The organism is Hydrogenimonas sp. (assembly GCF_029933015.1).
GTDB lineage: Bacteria > Campylobacterota > Campylobacteria > Campylobacterales > Hydrogenimonadaceae > Hydrogenimonas.
The window spans coordinates 1-18,557 of the sequence record NZ_JAOZOZ010000019.1; the positions used below are offsets into that span (position 1 = coordinate 1).

The 18,557-nt window shown below is 56.5% G+C and carries 19 protein-coding genes and 1 pseudogene; 9 read left to right on the plus strand and 11 right to left on the minus strand.

The window, feature by feature from the left end; genetic code table 11:
* Positions 1-2: 2 nt before the first annotated feature.
* Positions 3-323 carry a hypothetical protein gene (locus tag Q1K23_RS02565; RefSeq protein ID WP_300361995.1) on the minus strand — a complete coding sequence of 107 codons (321 nt, stop codon included), beginning with the start codon at positions 321-323 and terminating at the stop codon, positions 3-5.
* A 212-nt stretch (positions 324-535) separates the two neighbouring features.
* On the opposite strand from Q1K23_RS02565, the gene Q1K23_RS02570 reads away from it, so the two are divergent.
* The 3 genes from Q1K23_RS02570 to Q1K23_RS02580 are packed head-to-tail and all read left to right on the plus strand — an operon-like array spanning position 536 to position 3,787.
* Positions 536-1,564, plus strand: coding sequence for an extracellular solute-binding protein (locus Q1K23_RS02570; RefSeq protein ID WP_300361997.1), 1,029 nt, complete (start codon positions 536-538; stop codon positions 1,562-1,564).
* A gap of 1 nt (position 1,565) precedes the next feature.
* Positions 1,566-3,107, plus strand: a complete 1,542-nt coding sequence (locus Q1K23_RS02575) for an ABC transporter permease subunit (protein ID WP_300362000.1) — start codon at positions 1,566-1,568, stop codon at positions 3,105-3,107.
* Positions 3,104-3,787, plus strand: coding sequence for an ABC transporter ATP-binding protein (locus Q1K23_RS02580; RefSeq protein WP_300362002.1), 684 nt, complete (start codon positions 3,104-3,106; stop codon positions 3,785-3,787). The genes Q1K23_RS02575 and Q1K23_RS02580 overlap by 4 nt, the downstream gene beginning before the upstream one ends.
* On the opposite strand, the gene Q1K23_RS02585 is transcribed toward Q1K23_RS02580, so the two are convergent.
* Both Q1K23_RS02585 and Q1K23_RS02590 read right to left on the minus strand, forming a co-directional pair.
* Positions 3,732-4,457: a hypothetical protein gene (locus Q1K23_RS02585; RefSeq protein ID WP_300362004.1), complete on the minus strand. Its 726-nt coding sequence runs from the start codon at positions 4,455-4,457 to the stop codon at positions 3,732-3,734. The genes Q1K23_RS02580 and Q1K23_RS02585 overlap by 56 nt on opposite strands.
* Before the next feature lie 171 nt (positions 4,458-4,628).
* Complete coding sequence (locus tag Q1K23_RS02590; RefSeq protein WP_300362006.1) at positions 4,629-7,205, minus strand: AAA family ATPase; 2,577 nt, start codon at positions 7,203-7,205, stop codon at positions 4,629-4,631.
* A 285-nt stretch (positions 7,206-7,490) separates the two neighbouring features.
* Here Q1K23_RS02590 and Q1K23_RS02595 point away from each other — a divergent pair, with 285 nt between their 5' ends.
* The 6 genes from Q1K23_RS02595 to Q1K23_RS02620 are packed head-to-tail and all read left to right on the plus strand — an operon-like array spanning position 7,491 to position 12,280.
* The gene (locus tag Q1K23_RS02595) at positions 7,491-8,813 is read left to right on the plus strand and encodes a S41 family peptidase (RefSeq protein ID WP_300362008.1); all 1,323 of its coding nucleotides are present in this window, start codon (positions 7,491-7,493) and stop codon (positions 8,811-8,813) included.
* Complete coding sequence (purC, locus tag Q1K23_RS02600) at positions 8,810-9,523, plus strand: phosphoribosylaminoimidazolesuccinocarboxamide synthase (RefSeq protein WP_300362011.1); 714 nt, start codon at positions 8,810-8,812, stop codon at positions 9,521-9,523. Before Q1K23_RS02595 ends, purC begins: the two co-directional genes overlap by 4 nt.
* 12 nt (positions 9,524-9,535) lie before the next feature.
* Positions 9,536-9,778, plus strand: coding sequence for a phosphoribosylformylglycinamidine synthase subunit PurS (gene purS, locus Q1K23_RS02605; protein WP_300362014.1), 243 nt, complete (start codon positions 9,536-9,538; stop codon positions 9,776-9,778).
* On the plus strand, positions 9,775-10,446 hold the full coding sequence (gene purQ, locus Q1K23_RS02610) for a phosphoribosylformylglycinamidine synthase subunit PurQ (protein WP_300362017.1): 672 nt from the start codon (positions 9,775-9,777) through the stop codon (positions 10,444-10,446). Before purS ends, purQ begins: the two co-directional genes overlap by 4 nt.
* A 3-nt stretch (positions 10,447-10,449) precedes the next feature.
* Complete coding sequence (locus Q1K23_RS02615; RefSeq protein ID WP_300362020.1) at positions 10,450-11,595, plus strand: hypothetical protein; 1,146 nt, start codon at positions 10,450-10,452, stop codon at positions 11,593-11,595.
* Positions 11,573-12,280 (plus strand): lysophospholipid acyltransferase family protein, encoded by a 708-nt coding sequence (locus Q1K23_RS02620; RefSeq protein WP_300362023.1) that lies wholly within the window; start codon positions 11,573-11,575, stop codon positions 12,278-12,280. Before Q1K23_RS02615 ends, Q1K23_RS02620 begins: the two co-directional genes overlap by 23 nt.
* On the opposite strand, the gene Q1K23_RS02625 is transcribed toward Q1K23_RS02620, so the two are convergent.
* The 8 genes and pseudogenes from Q1K23_RS02625 to gatB all read right to left on the minus strand — a co-directional run.
* Positions 12,270-13,112 (minus strand): hypothetical protein, encoded by an 843-nt coding sequence (locus Q1K23_RS02625; protein WP_300362026.1) that lies wholly within the window; start codon positions 13,110-13,112, stop codon positions 12,270-12,272. The two genes, Q1K23_RS02620 and Q1K23_RS02625, sit on opposite strands and share 11 nt — an antisense overlap.
* 61 nt (positions 13,113-13,173) lie before the next feature.
* Positions 13,174-13,362, minus strand: coding sequence for a hypothetical protein (locus tag Q1K23_RS02630; RefSeq protein ID WP_300362029.1), 189 nt, complete (start codon positions 13,360-13,362; stop codon positions 13,174-13,176).
* A gap of 14 nt (positions 13,363-13,376) precedes the next feature.
* A complete protein-coding gene (locus Q1K23_RS02635) occupies positions 13,377-13,982 on the minus strand; it encodes an ATP-binding cassette domain-containing protein (protein WP_300362032.1) in 606 nt (201 codons plus the stop codon).
* 7 nt (positions 13,983-13,989) lie between these two features.
* A complete protein-coding gene (locus tag Q1K23_RS02640; RefSeq protein ID WP_300362034.1) occupies positions 13,990-15,225 on the minus strand; it encodes a glutamate-5-semialdehyde dehydrogenase in 1,236 nt (411 codons plus the stop codon).
* 1 nt (position 15,226) lies between these two features.
* Positions 15,227-16,129: an NAD(P)H-dependent glycerol-3-phosphate dehydrogenase gene (locus Q1K23_RS02645; protein ID WP_300362036.1), complete on the minus strand. Its 903-nt coding sequence runs from the start codon at positions 16,127-16,129 to the stop codon at positions 15,227-15,229.
* On the minus strand, positions 16,126-16,839 hold the full coding sequence (locus tag Q1K23_RS02650; protein WP_300362039.1) for an NAD-binding protein: 714 nt from the start codon (positions 16,837-16,839) through the stop codon (positions 16,126-16,128). The genes Q1K23_RS02645 and Q1K23_RS02650 overlap by 4 nt, the downstream gene beginning before the upstream one ends.
* Positions 16,811-18,406, minus strand: a complete 1,596-nt coding sequence (locus tag Q1K23_RS02655; RefSeq protein ID WP_300362041.1) for a potassium channel protein — start codon at positions 18,404-18,406, stop codon at positions 16,811-16,813. The genes Q1K23_RS02650 and Q1K23_RS02655 overlap by 29 nt, the downstream gene beginning before the upstream one ends.
* A pseudogene (gene gatB / locus Q1K23_RS02660) lies at positions 18,403-18,557 on the minus strand (Asp-tRNA(Asn)/Glu-tRNA(Gln) amidotransferase GatCAB subunit B); the annotation flags it as partial. The pseudogene gatB and the gene Q1K23_RS02655, both read right to left, overlap by 4 nt.

Sequence of the window (18,557 nt, forward strand, 5' to 3'; positions counted from 1 at the left end):
ATTCACCATTCGTAGAGCGTGTAGGTAAACCCGGCGATCAGAGCAGGCAGCGCCACGGTGGCTCCCACATCCGCCCACTCCGAATCACCGCCCGTCCTGTCGTCGTAGATCTCCTTGCCGACAGCCGCGATTCCTACGGGGATCAGGCAGGTTTTATAATCGAGCCACTCGATGTCGGCCGCTTCTGCTGCGATCACACATGCGCCGTATATGGCCGTACCGGCAGCGGCATGCTTTATCTTGTCCGAGTCCAGGGCGTATGCCTGCAACTGCAGAACCACCATAATCGGCAGACCCGTCGCGATCTTTTTCCACATTTTCATCTTATCCTCAGGCAATATTCGGATTCGAAATATTAGCATCCAGACCCAAAAAGTTTCATGAGCTCGGATTGCGGTACCCAAAATTTGTTATCATAATTTCTATAGAGTCCTCTGAAAGGATGAACAATGTCCCAGAAAAGAGTCCGGATGGGAACAGCCGACACCGTCACGAGTTTCGACGACTTCTTCGTAAAGCCTGAAGGAGACGAACGATGAAAAAGAGAGATCTGATCATCGGCCTCATCATTCTGGTCGTCGCGTTCCTGATCTACTGGAACACGGCCGAGGAGCCCGAAATCTCCAGACCCGTCGTCGTGGTCTACGTCTCCGAAGATCGTGTCTTTTCCGAACCGATCCTCAAAGCCTTCGAGAAAGAGACCGGGATCGAGGTCAGAGCCGTCTACGACACCGAAGAGGCCAAAAGCACCGGCGTGATGAACCGTCTCATCGCCGAAAAGAGAAATCCCCAGGCGGATGTCTACTGGGCCAACGAACCGATCCGCGCGGAGGTGCTGAAACAGAAAGGGATTTCGACTCCTTACGTTTCGAAAAACGCGAAGGAGATTCCCGCTCTCTTCAAAGATCCCGATGGCTACTGGACCGGATTTTCGGCCAGAGCGCGGGTGCTCGTCGTCCACGACGGAATCCGGGAGAAACCCGACTCCATCCTCGCCTACACCGACAGAAAGTGGAAAAACCGAAGCGTCATCGCCAACCCGCTCTTCGGCACGACGACCGCCCATATCGCGGCCCTTTTCGAAGTGTGGGGAGAGGACAGGGCCGACGCCTTCATGCGGGCCATGAAGCGCAACGGCGTCGCCCTTTCGACCAGCAACGGGGAGAGCGCCGATCTCGTGGCGTCGGGACGGTACGCCTTCTCTCTCGTCGACAGCGACGACGCGATCAACCGGATACGGCAGGGACGCCCCGTCTCGATGGTCTATCCCGATCAGGCACCCGGCGGACTCGGCTGCTTTATCGTGCCCAACGCCGCAGTTTTGATCAAAGGCGCACCCCACCCACAAGAGGCCCGGAAACTGATCGACTATCTCCTCTCGAAAGAGACGGAACGCCGGCTCGCTTTCGCCGACTGTGCCCAGATACCGCTGCATCCTGGTGTGGCAATGCCCAAGGAACTCAAACCGATCGATGCGATCAGGGTCATGGAGGTCGACTACGCCGGAGTGGCGAAAAAACTGATCGAGATACAACCCCTGCTGAAGCGATGGGTGATGGAGTGAGATGCGTCTTTTTACAGGGGTGATCGCGATCCTTTTTCTGGGGCTCACCCTTCTGCCCGTGGGAGCGATGGTGTGGCAGACGTTCGCATCGGGCACGATCGCCTCACACTTCGACGAGCTCTTCCTCTCTGCCCAGGCATGGAAACTGCTCCGCCACACTATCCTTCTCGCGACACTCGTGACGCTGTTGACCACTCTGGTGGGCGTCCCCCTGGGCATCCTGATGGGAAAAACCGATCTGCCGCTGCGCCCGCTTTTCGTCTTTCTCTTTCTCGTGCCCCTGCTTCTGCCGCCCTACATCGTCGCCGTGGCATGGAACGATCTTTTGATAATGGCCGGCTTTGGGAGCGGTACACTTTCGGGACTCGGAGGCTCCCTTTTTGTCCTCTTCTGCGTCTACCTCTCCGTTCCGACACTCATGACGATCCTCTTTCTCAGGACGGTTCCGCCCTCGCTGGAAGAGGCGGGACGGCTCTGTGCCCCCTGGCCGTCGGTACTGCGGTATGTCACACTTCCGATGATTCTCCCCGGCATCCTGCTCTCGGCCATGATCGTCTTTCTCCTGAGCCTCGGCGAGTTGAGCGTGCCGATCTATCTGCATTACGAAGTCTATGCCGTCGAAAGCTTCACCCAGTTTACCGCCTTCTACCGTTTCGACACCGCGACGGCCACGGCGCTGCCGCTGATTCTCGTAGCGCTTGTGATGACGATGGCGGAAAACCGGTTTCTAAAAAAGCGTACGGCCACTTTTCGCCATTTCGCCGGTTCCGATACTTTTTTGCGTATCTCCCTGGGCTTTAAAAGATATCCTCTGTTCCTGGCTGCGGCCTTCCTTGCGAGCGTGGTCACGATCCTTCCGATGACGGCACTGGCTCTGGAAGCGGGAGATTTCCACCATCTCGCCGAGGCTTTTTTGGCATCGCACGACGCGCTTTTGCGCAGCCTCCTCTACGCCGCCGCGGGCGCGACGCTTCTGACCTTTTTCGGCTTTCTTCTCGGATATACGCTGCTCAAACGACCCTTCCGCTGTGCGGGCGCCCTCGATCCCGTCGCGATCTTTCTCTTCACCCTGCCCGGCACCGTCGTCGCCATCGCGATGATCTTTTTCTGGAACCGCCCTTTTGCGCAGATCGTCTACGCGACACCGCTGATCGTACTCCTGGGCTATCTCGCCAAATACAGCGCTCTGACAGGGCGCATCTCACTCGCCCGCCTCTCGATGATACCCGCTTCGATGGAGGAAGCGGCCCAGATGGCGGGCGCGGATTGGTCGCAGCGGCTCCGCCATATCCTTCTGCCTCTGACTGCGGACGCGATTGCGGGAGCCTGGGTGGTCGCCTATCTCTTCATCCTCCGGGACGTGGACCTGACCATCCTCCTCTATCCTCCCGGTGAGGATACCCTGCCGGTACGGATCTTCACGATGATGGCCAACGGCTCGCCTGAGCTTGTCGCCTCGCTCTGCCTGATCATGGCCACCGTGACTCTGCTGCCCGCTGCGGCGGCATGGGGCGTATTTGTCCGGAAAAGGAGAAGAAAATGACGATGGTCGCCTTCGAAAACGTGACGCTTCGCTATGGCGAAAGAGTGATTCTCGAGAATTTCTCCCTGCGGGTAAAAAAGAGGGAGCGCCTCGTGATATTCGGCCCCTCCGGGAGCGGAAAAACGACGATCCTGAGAATGGTCGCGGGCTTCGTCGCACCCGAGCGCGGCACGGTATCGATCGCGGATCGCCCGGTATCGGCCGACGGGCGTATCCTGGTGCCGCCCGAAAAAAGAGGTGTGGGTATGGTCTTTCAGGATCTGGCGCTCTGGCCCCATATGAGTGTGGAAGAGAACGTCGGTTTCGGGCTGATGGTGAGAAAAGTGCCGAAAATGGAGCGAAAGCGACGGGTCGAAGAGATTTTGGAGCTGGTGGGCCTGAAAGGTTTCGGCTCCCAAAACCCTTCCGACCTTTCGGGCGGAGAGCAGCAGCGAGTGGCGCTGGCCCGCGCCCTCATCCTGGAACCTGACGTGCTGCTGATGGACGAACCGCTCTCGAGCCTCGACCGGCCGCTTGCCGAACACCTGGCACATGAAATCGTCCGTCTACAGAAGCGAGTCGGCTTCACACTCCTCTACGTCACCCATCTGGAGGAGGAGGCCGCGATCATCGGCACACGGCGGCTCACAATCCGAAAACATACCTCCAGTAGCCAAACGTCTCGTCCAGAGATTTTCTGATGTCGGAGGAGACGTTAAGGTCCTCGAGAAGTTCATCGTACATCTGCAGCACGTAGGCCTTCAGACGTCTGTCATCCTCCGAAACCGACGCCATCCCGTCGTTGATCTGCTCCTTCCAGAAGGAGACGACCGCTTCGGTTTCATTCCCGTCGACCGAGAGAAAACGCGCTATCCCCTTGCGGGCATCTTTGCGGATCTTCACAGCCGTTTCGTTCAGATCGTCGGCACAGATCGCGTTGTCGTACCCCTCTTCACTGCTGAAACCGAACAGATCGTTCTCCAGCGTCGTCACTCTTTTCATATCCGAACAGTAATGCCTCGCATCCTCCAGAGCCGAAGCGGCCACGACGACCATCCCCGTGAAAGGGACGCTTTCTGGCGTCACTCTCGCCAGTCTTCTTCTGATCCACTCCAGACGCTCTCTCCTGAAAGTGTCCCGGTAGGCGGCGATCAGCTCTTTCTGGCGTTTGAGTTTCGCGATAAGCAGTCTGTTCTGGCGTTTGAGTTTTCTGTTCTGGCTCTGCAGTCTTTCGTTGACGTACTGCAGTGTGTCCGTATCCTCTTCGCTGCTGAGCACCTTGAATTCCGTTCTGTTGAGTTTGTGATAGAGAAATCCGGTCGATCCCATGAATATCAGCAGTGCGGCAAGACAGAAAGCGATCTTTTTCATCATCGGCCTTTGAGACGTCGAACATGCGAAACGCACGATCCTTTTCATAATTTTACATAAAAGAGGATGAAAGATGGCAGGGAGGGATAAAAGTTTCCGATCGAAAAAAACGGTTCGGATCGGATTTGCAAAAGAGAAACCGGGCTTTCGCCCGGTTTTTGCGGGATCGGATTAGGGGTTGATGCGCACGACGATCTCGTCGTTCTGGGCGTCGAAGACGACGCTGTCGCCCTCTTTCACCCTGTCTTCGAGGATGAGCTCGGCGAGCCGGTCTTCTACCAGTTCGTAGAGTGCGCGCTTGAGTGGTCGCGCACCGTAGACCGGATCGAATCCGGCGGCGGCGATCAGCGCCTTGGCCGCGTCGGTGAGCGTGACTTTGATGTCGCGCTCTTTGAGTTTCTCCTGGATCGCCCTGAAGAGGATATCCACGATCTTCGTGATCGCCGCCTGATCGAGCGGGTTGAAGATGATGATATCGTCCAGACGGTTCAGGAACTCGGGCTTGAAGTACATCTTCAGCTCGTCCTTGACCGCCTTTTCACGGTCTTCGGGATCCTTGAACTCCATGATCTTGTCGCTGGCGATGTTCGACGTCAGGATGATGATCGTGTTCCTGAAGTCGACGGTCACCCCTTTGTTGTCGGTGAGCCGTCCGTCGTCGAGCACCTGCAGCAGGACGTTGAAGACGTCCGGATGCGCCTTCTCGATCTCGTCGAAGAGGATGACGCTGTAGGGCTTGCGCCGTACCGCTTCGGTGAGCTGTCCGCCCTCTTCGTATCCGACATATCCCGGGGGCGCTCCGACCAGACGGCTGACCGCGTGTTTCTCCATGTATTCGCTCATGTCGATGCGGATCAGCGACTTCTCGGTGTCGAAGAGGAACTTCGCCAGCGTCTTGGCGGTCTGGGTCTTACCGACACCGGTGGGTCCCAGGAAGAGGAAGCTTCCGATGGGACGGTTCGGCTCGCTGAGGCCCGCTTTGTTGCGTTTGATGGCCCTCGCGACCGCTTTGATCGCCTGCTCCTGGCCCACGACATCCTCGGCCAGCACCTCTTCGACATGCAGGATCTTCTCTTTTTCGCTCTGGAGCATCTTCGTCACCGGAATCTGCGTCCAGCGGCTGACGATTTTGGCGATCGCCTCTTCGTCGACGCTGTTTTTGAGCAGCGTACCCTCTTCCTGCATACGCTCCCACTGCTCGTTGAGCTGTTTGAGCTTCTCTTCGAGCTCGGGGATCTTGCCGTACTCGATCTCGGCCGCTTTGTTGTAGTCGCCGTTGCGCTTGGCCATCTCCGCCTCGCTGCGGAGTTTGTCGATGTCGACCTTGATCTGGGCGATATCGTTGAAGACCTTCTTCTCGGTCTCGAACTGCGCTTCGAGTTTGCGTTTCTTCTCTTCGAGATCCGCCAGCTCTTTTTCGATCTCCTGCAGACGCGCTTCGTTCTTCTTGGACTCCTCCATCATCAGCGCCTCTTTTTCGACCTGCAGCTGGCTGATTTCGCGCTTGACGCGGGCCAGCTCCGTCGGCTCGCTCTCGATCTGCATCTTCAGCTCCGCCGCCGCCTCGTCGATCAGGTCGATCGCCTTGTCGGGCAGGTAGCGGTCGGTGATGTAGCGGGCCGAGAGTTTGGCCGCGGCGACCAGGGCGCTGTCGAGAATCGTGACGTTGTGGTGCGCCTCCAGACGCTCACGCAGGCCCCGGAGGATCTGCAGCGCCTGGTTGATCGTCGGCTCGTTGACATGCACCGGCTGGAAGCGCCGCTGCAGCGCCGCGTCTTTTTCGAAGTACTTGCGGTACTCCTTGAGCGTCGTGGCGCCGATGGTGTGCAGCTCGCCCCGGGCCAGGGCCGGTTTGAGCATGTTGGCCGCATCCATGCTTCCCTCCGAAGCACCCGCACCGACGATCGTATGGATCTCGTCGATGAAGAGGATCACGTCACCGCTGCTCTTGACCTCTTCGATGACGGCCTTGAGGCGGTCTTCGAACTCACCCCGGTATTTGGCACCGGCGATCAGCGCGCTCATGTCCAGCGCGATGACCCGCTTGTTCTGCAGGCTCAGCGGCACCTCCTTGTTGACGATGCGCTGGGCCAGTCCCTCGACGATGGCGGTCTTACCGACACCGGGCTCGCCGAGAAGGATCGGGTTGTTCTTGGTCTTTCGGATCAGGATCTGCATGACCCGCTCGATCTCCTCGTCCCGTCCGATGACAGGATCGAGCTCGCCGTCGATCGCCTTCTTGTTCAGGTCGATACCGTACTTCTCGAGCGCCTCGAGTGTCTCGTCGGCGGTCTGGCTCTCGATCTTTTTGCCGCCCCGGATCGCTTCGAAGGTCTTCTTGAGCTCCATCATATCCAGATATTTGCCCAGGATCTCCTTGATCTGGGGATGGTCCAGGTTGGCCAGCAGCCAGGTATCCACGGCCAGATACTGGTCGCCCTGCTTGGCCATCAGCCCTTCGGCCTTCTGCAGCGTCTCCTGCAGGGCACGGGAGATCTTGATGCTCTCTTTGGTGACACTGGAGACCTTCGGCAGCCGGTCGGCCACACTCTTGGCCTCCAGCTCGATGGGCGCCTTGTCGATGCCCATACGGTTGAGCGCCTGGTTCAGGACGCTTCCGCTGTTGGTCAGCAGCGCCCAGACCAGATGGGCCGGCTCCACTTCGGGGTTTTTGTTGTGCAGCGCGAGGCTGACACCCGATTCGATCGTTTCGGTCATCTGGTGGGTCAGTTTTTCAAATATGCTCATAGCAACTCCTTTTTTTCTATATCCATCGATATTTTTCACAATTTTAGTGCAACGCTGTAAACTTTTCCGCTACTTAAGTCGCACTTCTACAGTCTCCTGCAAACTGCGTAAATTATAGCAACTTTAGTCTTTATATGTCAAGTTTATTTATCTTTTTCAAATAAATGTTTCTAAACTTCTCATAATCATGGAGATTTTCGTCGACCTTTTTTTATTTATCAACATTTCAGAGACAACCCATTATAATATCAGCCACATAATTTATCGATACCAATGGATCAATCAATGAAGAAAAAAAGAGGTTTCATCGCGGCCGGTTTCCTCTCCACCGCAGCGGCACTGACACTCATCACGACTCCCAATCTCTTTGCAAAAAGCGAGAACAAAGCGACAGTCTCCAAACTGGAAGCCCTGACCAAGTTCACCCAGGTGATCGGCACCGTCGAAAAATACTATGTCGACGATCTGACGATCAACGAAATCATCAACAAGGCGATCAAGGGGCTGATGGCCAATCTCGACGCCCACTCCTCCTTTCTCGACGAAAAGAGTTTCAAGGAGATGAAAATCCAGACCAGCGGCGAGTTCGGCGGTCTGGGCGTGACGGTAGGGATGCGCGACGGAGCGCTCACCGTCATCGCACCGCTGGAGGGTACTCCCGCCTACAAAGCCGGGCTCAAAGCCGGCGACATCATCCTCAAGATCAACGACAAATCGACACTGAACATGACCCTCGACGAAGCGGTCTCCCTGATGCGCGGCAAGCCGAAGACGAAGATCGAGCTGACGATCGTCCGCAAAAACGAGCCCAAACCGATCGTCGTGACGATCATCCGCGACATCATCAAGATCCAGTCGGTCTATACGAAAAAAGTGGGCAACGACATCCTCTACGTCCGGGTCGTTTCCTTCGACAAGAAAGTCGTCGCCGACGTCAAAAAAGCGCTGATGGAGAATCCGAGCGCCAAGGGACTCATCATCGATCTGAGAAACAATCCCGGCGGTCTGCTGGACCAGGCGGTCGGTATGGTGGACCTCTTCGTCGACAAAGGGGTCATCGTCTCCCAGAAGGGCCGCATCAAGGATGAAAACGAAGTCTTCAAGGCGACTTCGAAGGGAACCTACAAAAAGATTCCGATCGTCGTTCTCGTCAACGGAGGCAGCGCCAGCGCCAGCGAAATCGTCAGCGGATCGCTGCAGGATCACCGTCGTGCCGTTCTGGTCGGTGAAAAAACCTTCGGCAAGGGAAGCGTACAGATCATTCTCCCGATCAACAAGACCGAGGCGCTGAGACTTACGATCGCCCGCTACTACCTGCCCAGCGGACGGACCATCCAGGCCGTCGGCGTCACGCCGGACATCGTCGTGCCTTTCGGAAAGGTGACGGTCGAGGAGGATCACTTCTCCCTCAAAGAGGCGGAGCTGAAAAAACATCTCGAAAGCGAACTGGAGAAGATCGACGGCAACGGCAAGGAAGAGAAAGCCGAGAAAGAGAAGAAGGGCAAAAAAGAGAAGGTCATCACCAAAGAGGATCTCTACAACGACAACCAGCTCAAAGAGGGTGTCGACATTCTGCGCGCTCTCATCATTACACAGGAGAGAAAATGACGAAACAGGAACTGCTCTACGAAGGGAAGGCGAAAAGGCTTTTCACGACGGAGGATCCCGATCTGCTGATCGCCGAATTCAAGGACGATCTGACGGCGTTCAACGGTGAGAAACACGACCTGGAGGCGGGTAAAGGCGCGCTCAACAACAAGATCAGTACCGAACTTTTCAAACTGCTCGAAAAGGCCGGCATCCCGACCCACTACGTCGATACCCTCGACGACAATCACATGCTGGTCAAAAAGGTCGACATCATCCTGATCGAAGTGGTCGTCCGCAACATCGCCACCGGCAGCCTCACCCGTCGCCTGGGCATCGAAGACGGCACGGTTCTGCCTTTCACACTGGTGGAGTTCTACTACAAGCGTGACGATCTCGGCGATCCGCTCATCAACGACGAGCACTGTATCATCCTCGATCTGGTCAAGAACGAAGGCGATCTCGAAGAGCTCAAGCGGCTCGGCCGGGAGATCAACACGATCCTCAAAGCCTTCTTCGCCAAAAAGGGGCTCAACCTGGTCGACTTCAAGGTGGAGTTCGGCTACGACAGCGAAGGAAAGATCCTTCTGGCCGACGAGATCAGTCCCGACAGCTGCCGTTTCTGGGACATGGCATCGGGCGAAAAACTGGACAAAGACCGTTTCCGACAGGGATTGGGCGGCCTGAAAGTGGCCTACGAAGAGGTCCTCAAACGCATTCTGGAAAAATAGGAGAAACCACACATGAAAGCTATCGTCAACGTCTACCTCAAAGAGGGGGTCCTCGATCCTCAGGGCAAAGCGGTCCACCACGCGCTCGGATCTCTCGGTTTCGACAACGTCTCCGACGTCCGTGTGGGCAAACAGATCGTACTGCAGCTCGACGCTTCCTCCATGCGAGAAGCGGAGAAGGAGGTCGAGAAGATGTGTGAAACGCTCCTCGCCAACACCGTCATCGAAGACTACAGCATCGAGATCGTCCAATGAACGTCGTCGTGTTGCAATTCCCGGGCACCAACTGCGAATTCGACACCCGATACGCTTTCGAACGTCTGGGAGAGAAGGTGACGATCGTATGGCACGAAGAGGAGATGATCCCGGCCAATACCGATCTCGTCGTCGTTCCCGGCGGTTTCAGCTACGGAGACTACCTGCGTAGCGGTGCCATCGCGCGCTTCAGCCCCGTCATGAAAGCGGTCAGATCCTACGCCGACAACGGCGGTTACGTCCTGGGGATCTGCAACGGTTTCCAGATCCTGCTGGAGAGCCATCTGCTGCCCGGCGCCATGAAGCGCAACGAAAACCTCCACTTCGTCTCGAAGCACCAGTATCTCAAGGTCGAAAACAACGACAACAGATTTCTGCGGCACTGTGAAGTGGGCGAGCTGCTCAACATTCCCATCGCCCACGCCGAAGGGAACTACTACATCGACGACGAACGCCTCAAAGCCCTCTACGACAACGGCCAGGTTCTGCTGACCTACTGTGACGAAAACGGCGATCCCGACAACCCCAACGGATCGGTGGACAACATCGCGGGTATCTGCAACGAAAAAAAGAATGTCTTCGGCCTGATGCCCCACCCCGAGCGTGCCATGGAGACGATTCTGGGGTCGATGGACGGTGTCAAAATGCTGGAAGGGTTCCTCGCCTAAGTGGTGGCACGGCTTCTTTTTCTCCTCTTTGCGGGATGGGCGCACCTCTTTGCCTTCACGACGATCGACGAAGAGCCCTCCGTTTTCGTCGATCCCTCCGCCCTGCAGAAACCGGCGGAGACTCCAGAGAGTGAAGAGAGTTTCGATACCTCGGAGATCCCGGCCGAAAGGCTGATCTACCTGACCATCGAGGACGTTCCGAAAAAGATCTACGTGGGCCAGATCTTTCCCGTCACCATCAAGATCACATCTCTCGACAAGCGGCGTCCCTACCTGGTGGAGCTGGAAAACGGCAGAAACGTCAGTGTCGTCAAGAAACACGACGACATTCCCCCACGGGCGATCAACCATCTCACCTACTACTTCAAAGCGGAGGGCCCTTCGATCCAGCTGCCCGCCTTCATCGTCCGTTACGAAGACGGCAGCCGGGAGTACAGGACCGAAAGCATCACCCTGACGGCGGTGAGGCTCAATCCTCCCAGAGAGTTCAGCGGGGTTCTCGCGAAGAGAATGGAACTGATCAACTACCAGGCATCCAGCTACGACGAGGGAAACAACATCCTGGCGCTGCAACTTCTGATTGAGTACGGCAACTACGGCGATTTCAGGCTCCCGGGCGCACTCAACCAGGGTATCGACTCCTACGAGGGGGATATCAACGCGACCACACTCCTCTACTACGGCGTCTATCCGGTCGGAACGGAACAGGTGACTTTCAGCTACTTCAACCTGGGGAAAAACCGCTACGAGAAGTTCCAGATCCCCATCATCGTCAAACGCAGCAGCGTCAGTACCCAGACCAATCTCGATCCCCAGGCGAGTGAATTCACCAAATTCAAAATCGCCGCCACCGTCGTTCTGATCGTGATATGGCTGCTTCTGTGGATCCGCCACAGAGGATGGGGCTACCCGATACTCATCGGACTCGCCGTCGCCTATCTTCTGACATATCTCGTACCTCTCAAAAGCGTCTGTATCAAACCCGAAACCACGGTCTATCTGCTTCCGACCGACCAGAGCACCCCCTTCATGAGACTCTACGAAGAGACGACGGCCAAAGAGATGAACCACAACGCACGATACACGAAGATACAACTACCGAACAATCGCATAGGATGGGTCAAAAATGAAGATCTTTGCTCGCATTAGGTTTCTCTACTCCGCACTGGTGATCTCGACGGTCGTCTCGATCATGATCGTCCTGCTCACCCTCTTTCCGAAGCGAAAAGCGCAGATCCTCCACTTCTGGAACAAGGTGATGCTCGCTTTGATGGGAGCCCATGTGGAAGTGGTGGGAAAACCGGACGAGCGGGCACAGCTCTACATGATCAACCACCAGGGCATCGTCGATATCATCACACTGGAAGCGTTGCTGGACAAAAACCTCCGATGGATCGCGAAAAAAGAGCTCTTCGAAGTGCCGTGGTTCGGCAAACTGCTCAGCGGCGCCGAAATGATCAGCGTGGACAGAGAAGACAGGCGGGGGCTCATCAAACTGGTCAGGGACGTGAAGGAGTCACTGGAGGTGATGCACCGTCCCGTGGCCATCTTTCCGGAGGGAACCCGCTCGAAAGATCAGAAGCTTCTGCCTTTCAAAGAGGGGGCGAAATTCATAGCGGAACGCTTCGGGCTCGTCGTCCAGCCGGTCGTTATCGTCGGGAGCAAAAGCGTCGTCAACGAACACGAAAAGATCTCCACCGGAGGCGACCTGAAAGTGATCTTCCTCCCTTCCATCGATGTCAAAGAGGCACCGAAGGATTGGTACGAGAAACTCCACGAAACGATGCAGCGCACGATCGACAACGAACTGGAACATCACGCCATCAGCCGCTGAAACGCCCCTTCAGCAGCGGATGCATCGCCTTCTCTTCGCAGATTTTCAGGGCCTCTTCCATCGTCCATACACCCCGCTCCGTGATCACGACATCGCTTTCTTCCAAAGGTGTCCTGTCGAAATAGCGGTTGCAGATTTCGAAACACCCCTTTTGCGAGACGATTTCATCGCCCTCTTTCGGCGGCTCTTCCACCCTTTTCACTTCCGCCGGCCAGAACTTCCGGGAGAGGGTCAAAACGGCGAATTTCACCCCCTGTTTCCTGGCCGCCAGCGCCATCGGCCATGTCCCCATCTTATGGACCAGGCCGAAAGTGCCGATACCGTCCGCACCCACGAGAAACAGATCGGCCTCCTCCATCATGAAACCGGCCGCCGCATCGATGACGAGGGTGGTATCGATGCCTTCACGGCAGAGTGTCTCCGCCAGCAAGACACCCTCGTTTCCCGGTCTCGATTCGGTGCAGACGACCCGAAAGCGCCGGCCCCTACGCGCCGCTTCGATCAAGGTGTCCCTGACCATCGAGCTGGCGGAGTGGGTCACGACACACCCGATCCCCTCCGTCACCGCCACACCCATCTTCACGGCGACACGGGCCGAACGCTCCAGTTCACTCAGATATCTGTCGCAAAATTCCGCCACCGCCGCACCCTCCGCACTCTCCTCGAGAAAGAAGAGCAACCGGTTGGCGAAATCGAAAACCGAAGCCATCATCGGCCGTGCCTCCGCGATCCTGAGAGCCGCGTGACGCATCGTCTCCACGGAAGCTCCATCCGTAGCCAGCGCCGCCAGAGCGGACGCGGCGGCTTGTGTCAGATGAAACGCACCGTGCACGGCGTCCTTTCGGATCCTTTCGAGCTCTCTTTCGAATCTTTCGGCACCACTCTCCAAAGCGTCACCCCTCGCGGCTCTCCAGCTCCCTCTTGAAAGCCTTGATTCTGGCTTTCAGCTCCGCCATCTCCTCCTTGACGAATCCGGCGTCATAGTCGTTGTCGCACCATTCGAGCTCCTCTTTCTTCTTCTTGTAGCGATTTTTGAGTTTTTCGATCGCAGCTTCGATCTCTTCACGGGTCATCTTTTCCAATTTCTGTTCCTTTTTTATCTCAGTTCCACGATTTCGTCGCTGCACCATTTGGCCAGATCGCGGTCGTGGGTGATCATCAAAATACCCACTCTCTGCAGCGTTTTTATCAGCAGTTTCATCACATCGAGCTGTATCAGGTTGTCCAGAGCGGAGGTGGGCTCGTCGGCCAACAGGAGCTTCGGCTTCATCAGAAGCGCCCTCAATATCGAGGCACGCTGAAGCTGCCCTCCGGAGAGTTCGTGGGAGCGTTTGTACAGCAGTGATCCGTCGAAACCCATCTGCTCACAAAGGGAATCGATACCCTCCGTTTCGGCCACGTCGGCGATCTGGTCGAGGATCGTATAGGTGGGATGGAAAGAGCTGTAGGGATCCTGAAAGATCTGGGAAAAGGGGGCCCGTTTGATCGTACCGGCCATCGGCTTCAGGTTTCCGGCGATCAGTTCGAAAAGGGTACTCTTGCCGCTGCCGCTGGGCCCGAGGATCGTGACGATCTGCCCCCTTTTCACCGTCAGCGAAAAGTCGCGGTAGAGGATTCTCTCCTTCGTATATCCGAAAGTGAGATCTTTGATTTCAAGGACGATCTCCCCCTCTTCGTTCCCCGTTTCCCGTTCAACGTCCACCGTTCACCTACTCCCGAATCTGCCCGTCGCCGTAGATCCTGTATTTGTAGGTCGTCAGATCGTTGATGCCCATGGGGCCTCTGGCATGGAGTTTGTTGGTACTGATCCCCACCTCGGCACCGAAACCGAAAGCCCCTCCGTCGGTGAAGCGGGTGGAGGCGTTGACGTAGACGCAGGCGGCATCCACTTCGTTCAGAAACTTTTCGGCGGCCCGGTGGTTGTCGGTCAGGATCGCCTCGCTGTGGCCCGAACCGTAACGGCGGATATGGGCGATCGCCTCCTCCACGCCGTCCACGATCTTGATGGAGAGGGTGTTGGCGAGGTATTCGGTGTCGAAATCCTCCTCCGTCGCTTCCTCCACCTCGATGATGGCACGTGTCGCCGCATCACCCAGCAGTTTCGTCGCCTCCGCGTCGAAAGCGGCCTTGAGTCTGGGCAGAATCTCCGGAGCGATCGCCGCGTCGACGATCAGCGTCTCCATCGCGTTGCAGACGCCGGGTCGCTGACATTTGGCGTTGACGGCGATCTTCACCGCTTCGTCGAGATCGGCGTCGGCATGGATATAGGTATGGCAGAGCCCTTTGTCGTGTTTGACCACCGGCACCGTCGCGTTTTCGTTGACGAAGCGGATCAGCGCCTCGCCGCCGCGCGGGATGATCAGGTCGACATACCGATCCATTTTGATCAGCTTCGCCACCCCCTCGCGGCTGGCGTCGGGAAGCAGACTGATGAGGGCTTTGGGCAGTCCCTCCTCTTCCAGTGTCTTCTGGATGATCGTCGCGATCGCCTCGTTGCTCCGCTGCGCCTCCTTGCCCCCTTTGAGGATCGCGACGTTGCCGCTTTTGAAACAGAGCGCCGCCGCATCGGATGTGACGTTGGGGCGCGACTCGTAGATGATCCCCACGACCCCGATCGGAATGCTCACCTTCTCGATCCGCAATCCGTTGTCTGTGACCCACCCGTCGAGAATGCGGCCCACCGGTTCCTTGAGCGCGGCGATCTCCCGCACCGCCTGGGCCATGCCGGCGATTCTTTTGCCGTCGAGATAGAGACGGTCCATCAGAGCCGGAGAGAGGTTGTTTCTCTCCCCCTCCTCCATGTCGAGTCTGTTGTGCTCGATGATCAGCGCGTCATTGGCTTCCAGCGCGTCGGCGATGCGTCCAAGGACCCGGTTTTTCACCTCTCCATTGAGCGTCGCCAGCACCGATGCCGCCTCTTTCGCCTCTTTCAGATACTCTTCCATCTCAACTCCTCCTGTGTGATAATAGGTCTTTCAGACTCTTTTCGATCGGCTTGCCCCCCAGTATCTCGTAGACTTCGTTGGCGATGGGCAGGTAGATGTCGTTGTTGACCGAAATCTTGTGCAGGGCCCTGGCGGTTCCGACCCCTTCGGCCACTTCGCCGAGCTCTTCGAGGATCTCGTCCAGGGTTTTGCCCGCCGCCAGGCCCAGGCCGACACGGTAGTTCCGCGAGAGCCGGCTGTTGGCCGTCAGAAAAAGGTCACCGGCTCCGCTGAGAGAGAGAAAAGTCTCCTCCTTGGCCCCGTAGTAGGTCCCGAACCGCGCCATCTCCACCAGGCCGCGGGAGACCAGGGCCGCTTTGGCGTTTTCACCCAGACTCAGCCCTTCGCAGATCCCTGCGGCGATGGCGATGACGTTTTTGTAGGCACCGCCCACCTCCGCCCCGACGATATCGGTACTGGTGTAGGTCTTGATGAAGTCGGGGAAAAGCTCGCTCCACTCCTCTGCGATGAGGCGGTTGCGGCTGTTGATCACCAGGGCCGTCGGCAGCGATCGCATCACCTCTTTGGCGAAAGACGGTCCGGTCAGATAGCAAAGCTGCGACGGAGAGAGATACTCTTCGAAGATCTCGTTCATGAAAGCGCCCGTTTTGGCGTCGATCCCTTTCGAAGCCACCAGCAGTGTCTGAGACTTTCTGAATCGGTTATGGGCTTCCAGCCAGCTGCGGACCGCCTGGGCCGAAATGGCGAAGACGATGAAATCCCTCTTCAGCGCCTCCTCCAAAGAGACGAAATTGGGCAGATCTCTCGGAGTCCGGGAGGTAATCACCACATCGCACTTCTGTCCCAGGGCGTGCGCGAGCGCCTGCCCCCACTTTCCGGCTCCGATCACCGCTACATCTCTCATCCGTTCCCTTTCGTCAGTTTCTTGTAAAACGCCTCCAGCGCATGACTCTCACCCAGAAGCACCAGAATGTCCCCCGCATCGAATTTGTGGTCGATGCCCCGGGAGACGAAGATGAAATCGTCCCCCATCTCCTTGTCGGTGATGCCTACCAGAATCAGATCCATCGCCTTGAAATCGATGTCGTGGACATATTTCCCCTCGAGAAAGGAGTTTGGAGGAATCTCGATCTCTTCGAGACTGATGCCGTTGTCGACGAAGATGATCTCGTCGAGCACCCTTGTCACCGCCGGCCGGGTGATGATATCGACGATACGGTTGGCGCTCGCTTCGTAGATGTCGATCACCTTGTCGGCACCGATGAATTTCAGCTTGCGGGTATTTTCCGCGGAAGTGGAGATCGAGATGATCGTCGCGTTTTCGGTCATGCTCTTGAGAGAGAGCACGAGAAATATGTTCATCGCCATCTCGTCCATGGCGCAAAATAGTATCTTGTCTTCCAGCCCCAGGTCGATCAGCTCCTGATCGTGTTTGAAGTCTGCCGTAAAGGATTTGACGATCCCGTGATCCTTCGCATCCTGCGTCAAGGCTTCGGTCTGCTCCACCACCGTTATCTTTGTGAAATAGGTCGATAGCATCTCGTAGACGCGGTGTCCCAGCTTTCCATAGCCGAAGAGGATGATTTCACGACGATCTTTTCTGGTATCGAACACTCTGTTCCATCCTTCCTTTGAAATCGGCGATACTGACGTTGTATCCCATCACCACCAGAATGTCGTGGGCATGCAGCTCGGTATCCTCGGGGGGGTTGAAGATGACGTAGTGGCTCATCTTCTCACCGGGTTTGAGAGGTTTTAGCACCGCCAACAGTACGAGTCTCGCGGCGGAAAAATCGAAGTCCCCCACTTTCGCGCCATCGAGGAACGAACCTCTCTTGACCTCCACCTCGTCGATACGGGCCGATTTTTTGCGTGTCAGAATCGCCTGGAGCGCGTCGAACGCCACCGGCTGACCGATGTAGACGGCACCCAGGAGTCCCGCGATCTCTTCGGGCATGATCAGGTGGTTGGCTCCCGCGAGTTTGAGTTTGGTCGCCACACTCTTTTCGCTGCATCTGGCTATGATCTCGACACGGTCGCAGAGACTTCTGGCGTTGATCGTGATGAAGACGTTGATGATGTCGTCGTGGGTCACGGCGATGACCGACTTGACGTTGTCGCAGAATTTCAGTTTGAGCAGCGTATCGCTCTTGGTGGCGTCCGCCTCCAGGACCTGATGGCCGTCGAGCTCGGCTTTTTTGACCTTTTCGGGATCGTTCTCTATGACCAGCAGCTTTTCGCCCCTGGCACGCAGTTTGTCGGAGACGATCTGTCCGATCTTTCCGTATCCGCATATCAGATTGAGATCCTTCGTCTTGGCCACCTGGTTGAGTACCCGTGTCTGTTTGATCTCCGGAAGCTTTTCGCCGAAAGCAGAGACGATGATCGAAGTCAGGAAGGTGATTGCCCCAAGACCCGTGATGATGACCAGGATCGAGATGAAACGCCCTTCGTTGGTGACCGGCGTGATGTCACCGTATCCGACTGTCGTGACCGTGACGACGGCCCAGTAGATCGCGTCGAACAGAGACGTGATGTTGGGATTCTGGCCCGCTCCTTCGAAGACGTAGATCATCATCGACGCGATCAGCGTGAAAAAGGAGAGGAGCAGAAGGAGGGCATAGAGCTCGATCTTCTTGTTTCTGAGAATTTCGAAAAACTGCAGCAGACTCTTGGAGTAGCGCAGCATCTTGAAAGCGCGGAAGAGGACGAAAACGCGCAATACTCTGATTTCCCGGTAACTGGGCAGAATCGCGATCAGGTCGATGATCGCCGGAATGGAGGTGATATACTCCCACTTCTGGGCGGCTATCTCGCCGAAAACCTTTTTGAAGGAGAAGGGTTTGTCGAAAAACTCCGACTCTTCGTACTGGGCGATGATGATCTTGTGCATGTCGTCGTGTACCCAGAGCCTGAGAATATACTCGACGATAAAAATAGCCGTGACGATATAGAGGTCGTACCACTCAAGCCAGTAGGCCACATGCTCCCGCACGTCCACCACCAGGATGATGACCGAGGAGAGTATGACGAAGACCATGAAGATGTCGAAATACTTTTTGTAGCGGTAACTGTCGTTGTTGAGAAGATTGTCGAAAAAGCGCTTCGCACGTTTGTAGGTGGGAGCGCTCTCCAGAAAGTAGGCGAAGGAGACGAGAAGTCTCAGAAAAAACTGTTTCAAGAGTTCAGACGCTCTTTGAGAAGCTGATTGACTTTACCCGGGTTGGCCGAGCCCTTGGACGCTTTCATCACCTGTCCCACGAAGAAACCGAAAAGTTTCTCCTTGCCCCCTTTGTATTCGGCCACTTTGTCGGCGTTGGCGGCGAGCACTT

Bases quoted from the DNA above. Each gene is read 5' to 3' on its own strand.
- Q1K23_RS02565 (WP_300361995.1), bottom strand. From the start codon at position 323: ATGAAAATGTGGAAAAAGATCGCGACGGGTCTGCCGATTATGGTGGTT.
- Q1K23_RS02570 (WP_300361997.1), top strand. From the start codon at position 536: ATGAAAAAGAGAGATCTGATCATCGGCCTCATCATTCTGGTCGTCGCG.
- Q1K23_RS02575 (WP_300362000.1), top strand. From the start codon at position 1,566: ATGCGTCTTTTTACAGGGGTGATCGCGATCCTTTTTCTGGGGCTCACC.
- Q1K23_RS02580 (WP_300362002.1), top strand. From the start codon at position 3,104: ATGACGATGGTCGCCTTCGAAAACGTGACGCTTCGCTATGGCGAAAGA.
- Q1K23_RS02585 (WP_300362004.1), bottom strand. From the start codon at position 4,457: ATGAAAAAGATCGCTTTCTGTCTTGCCGCACTGCTGATATTCATGGGA.
- Q1K23_RS02590 (WP_300362006.1), bottom strand. From the start codon at position 7,205: ATGAGCATATTTGAAAAACTGACCCACCAGATGACCGAAACGATCGAA.
- Q1K23_RS02595 (WP_300362008.1), top strand. From the start codon at position 7,491: ATGAAGAAAAAAAGAGGTTTCATCGCGGCCGGTTTCCTCTCCACCGCA.
- purC (WP_300362011.1), top strand. From the start codon at position 8,810: ATGACGAAACAGGAACTGCTCTACGAAGGGAAGGCGAAAAGGCTTTTC.
- purS (WP_300362014.1), top strand. From the start codon at position 9,536: ATGAAAGCTATCGTCAACGTCTACCTCAAAGAGGGGGTCCTCGATCCT.
- purQ (WP_300362017.1), top strand. From the start codon at position 9,775: ATGAACGTCGTCGTGTTGCAATTCCCGGGCACCAACTGCGAATTCGAC.
- Q1K23_RS02620 (WP_300362023.1), top strand. From the start codon at position 11,573: ATGAAGATCTTTGCTCGCATTAGGTTTCTCTACTCCGCACTGGTGATC.
- Q1K23_RS02640 (WP_300362034.1), bottom strand. From the start codon at position 15,225: ATGGAAGAGTATCTGAAAGAGGCGAAAGAGGCGGCATCGGTGCTGGCG.
- Q1K23_RS02645 (WP_300362036.1), bottom strand. From the start codon at position 16,129: ATGAGAGATGTAGCGGTGATCGGAGCCGGAAAGTGGGGGCAGGCGCTC.